This window comes from Oleiphilus sp. HI0123 (assembly GCF_001635315.1).
This window is the reverse complement of the sequence record NZ_LWGE01000233.1, coordinates 1-3,129: the sequence shown is the minus strand read 5'-3', so window position 1 is coordinate 3,129 and position 3,129 is coordinate 1. Positions and strand designations below refer to the sequence as shown.

Below are 3,129 nucleotides of genomic sequence, written 5' to 3'. Positions count from 1 at the left end.
CAACCAATTCAGAGTTAGAGACGAACATAAGCTCATACTGAGAACCTGGTAAATCAATAATGTTGATTAACTGCCCTTCAGCTTCGACAAAGTCACGCCTCCATCGACTTTGAATAGCATGCTGCTGAAGAATTGGCTGTAGTAAAGGCTTATTCGTCAAAGAAGAGAAAGCCAATCCAGTCTTGCCAAACTGTACTGATGCTTCAGAGTTATTATTAACCGGCGTGAGTATCCCGATATCAGATCCGGTGATTCGATTAAAATCTAGCATCATATCTGCTAGTGATACGCTCAGCTGAATAAGTTTAATATCACCATTAATATCTAGAATCGGAGACAGTACAGCTAACTGACAAAATTCAAAACAGATCATTTCTTCGGACGGAGTGCGACTCGTCAAGGTACGCTCAATTACGTCGGAGTTTGGACGAATGCGTTGATCACCCCACTGCCCAATCACTTCGCCTTTTGCATTAAGTAAGGTTGCGCTCTCTAGGGCCCAAGTTATCTGTAAAGACAGCCAGTGCGAATCGAGCTTGTCCTCAATATACGGACCTTCTGACGTTAAATTTGGTAGACCATCAATTATATTAATTAGCTGCAATGAGCTCTTCTTGAGCAAACCGTTATATTCAATAATATATTGCTGCTGGTTCACACTTCTATTATGCGCTTGCAAGGATTGCATTTGCGCTACATTGAAGTATGTAAAAAATGAGATGAACGATAGAAAGATCGCAGCTAGGCCAACTGCGGACTTCCAATATAAACTAACAAAAAGCTGTTTTTTTGTGTCTTGCATTAGAAACGATACGCCACCTGAGCTAAAAACATATTCCAGTGCTTACGTTGTTTTTCCATATCTGGATTTTCTAAGTCAGGCAACCAAAATGTACCATTTACAGCGTGAAACTCGATTGAAAACATCCATTCGAACGAAGGAGCATAACTAATGCCAATAGTGGAGTCTTTAGCAAAAGCATTACGCGCATACCTATTGATTGGGTCACCGGCTTCATAGTCCGAGCCATCTTTGTCGTCTTTAAACCGATAAGCTTCGTCCTGGCGCACATATACCTGCATATTAGGTGATAGTTGATAATCTACCTGAACGTAATAACCAATAAACTTTTCCACATTTTTATTGCCAGCAAAAATGTTATCTACTTCGATATCTCGTCGTTGGATTTCAGTTGTGAAGCGCCATTTATCAATACTGAGTTCAAAAGAAAGCATCAATGCTTTTAGGCCAAGCTCACCCTCAAACAGTGGAGGGGTGACAGTAAGATCTTGAAACGTTTCCCCTGCTCCCGGTGTAAAATCAGCATCTAATTGAACATAAGAAAGCGCAGTGCGCCACGCACCAGAACCGGGTTCAAAAGACAGCCTCGTAAAGCTAGCGCGCTCATTATCGAAGCTACCAGAGGTTTTCGTACTTAAGATTGACTCAACACTATGACTATTAAAAATCGGCTCACCAAAAGCAGTACTAAACGACAACGTACCGCTCTGGAATTCCCGGTGCCCATAAAGCCCTATACTATCTGATGAATGTAATATCTCTTGCAAGTAATCAATATAAATAGACTCAGGCAACAGTAAGCTAGGACGTGTTACTGCAACATCTCTAGTTTCGTTAAAGAAGCCAAACGGATTCTTTAAACGCCCTGCTCTTAAACCTAAACCATATTCAAAATCATCAAAAAGCCGCCAATCAAGTATCGCAAAATCAAGTCTAGTACCTTTTGGCTCGCCGTTACCAATCTGTTTGTAAAGACCCTGCATGGAAAACTGTAAAGAGTTCGTCGCCTTCCAAGACCCGTTTAAACCAACACTATTGTATTTAAAGCTACCATCAGAACTAGAACCCAAAAAATCATTTTCATCGGTTAAAACAAAGCTTTGACTAACAAAACCGTGCCAATTGATATGATCCACTAGATATTTCTTAGCTTCCGTAGCGAAAGAAACTAAAGAAGTTCCACCCAGCACAACCGCTAAAACGGCCTTAGCGAATACTGACCGTAGTAACATGCTCATTCGACATGCCTCCTTCAACATAACCAATTGCCCCGGGTGTATTATTAATTGTCGCTAGCATATCTTCGACGGATTGAACGACAACAGGTCCCTGACCTATACCTGAGTATATATACCGGTCCCATTGACGCCTAAGTTGATGCGGGAGCATTTTTAAGGTATTCATCAAAAATGATCGATGAACCGGGTTGGTATCTTGGAAAACCACCACTGTAATCTTTGTTCCATCGGGCCAAGCTCTAGCTCTCAGACTAAAAATAGCGCGCAACTCATTTAAGCTTAAAGTGTCGGTTAGCGTGGAGAGATGAGTGATAACAGACTGCGCGTTCGCTGATTCACTGACATGACCGCCTGAGTCATCAGCATAACAGGTACGGGCGAGCGACAGTTGGAAAACTGCAATCAAAGAAATATAAATGATAAAGGACTTTATCCACATGATTACAAAGGTAGACCATAATCTGTGGATTGCCAAAGCCACAAACCTAAACACGCGTGGTTTTACACTTTAATAACATAGCTCTGAGTTTTAAGAGCAATATGGAGATATAAACAAGAATGGCCCGCCCTTCAGGATTCGAACCTGAGACCTTCCCCTTAGGAGGGGGACGCTCTATCCAGCTGAGCTAAGGGCGGAAAAATAGGCGCAGGAATAATAGCGAGCAAATGAGTCAGGCTCAAGTGGAAATTACACGTTGCAACAGATTATTCCCATACAATTGAAGCCAGGACTTGCGATACCCACTGTTACCTGCGACTAGGACAGTGCCTTAACCTTCGTTTGTAAACTTTGGAAGCGTTTGTATTGCCTATGCTGAGCAGGAATATGCTTAACATTGTCCAAGCATTGCTCACACTTTGCTTTGAGCTGAGGGTTGCCACCTTGCTGTCGAATTTGTTTTAGCATTACCTGGACGGTATTAAGGTTAAGGGCTGGGTGTTTTGGCGTAACCTGAAGCGCCTCATCAAAAACGCGAATCGCTTCGTCCAGATCACCCTCTTCAAATGCAGTAATACCACTCTTGTTAAGCTTTCTAGCTTTAACCCTTTTCTGAAGGCTAACAGGCTCATCAAGCAACTCTTCAATAT

The 3,129-nt window shown here is 42.2% G+C and carries 4 protein-coding genes and 1 tRNA gene; all 5 read right to left on the bottom strand.

What is annotated here, in order from left to right; translation table 11 throughout:
* Positions 1 to 802 (bottom strand): cache domain-containing protein (locus tag A3761_RS02295; protein WP_156491514.1); only part of this gene is annotated, 802 nt, incomplete at its 3' end.
* Complete coding sequence (locus A3761_RS02290; RefSeq protein WP_068552938.1) at positions 802 to 2,040, bottom strand: hypothetical protein; 1,239 nt, start codon at positions 2,038 to 2,040, stop codon at positions 802 to 804. The genes A3761_RS02290 and A3761_RS02295, both read right to left, overlap by 1 nt.
* Entirely contained in the window at positions 2,009 to 2,515 is a 507-nt protein-coding gene (locus tag A3761_RS02285; RefSeq protein WP_156490240.1) for a hypothetical protein, read from the bottom strand. Before A3761_RS02285 ends, A3761_RS02290 begins: the two co-directional genes overlap by 32 nt.
* An 84-nt stretch (positions 2,516 to 2,599) precedes the next feature.
* Positions 2,600 to 2,676: transfer RNA gene (locus A3761_RS02280), tRNA-Arg, on the bottom strand.
* Between the two features lie 121 nt (positions 2,677 to 2,797).
* Positions 2,798 to 3,129 (bottom strand): tetratricopeptide repeat protein (locus A3761_RS02275; RefSeq protein ID WP_197472742.1); only part of this gene is annotated, 332 nt, incomplete at its 5' end.

What these genes read in the sequence shown, in the direction of transcription:
- A3761_RS02290 (WP_068552938.1), bottom strand. Translation starts at nt 2,040, where the DNA reads ATGAGCATGTTACTACGGTCAGTATTCGCTAAGGCCGTTTTAGCGGTT.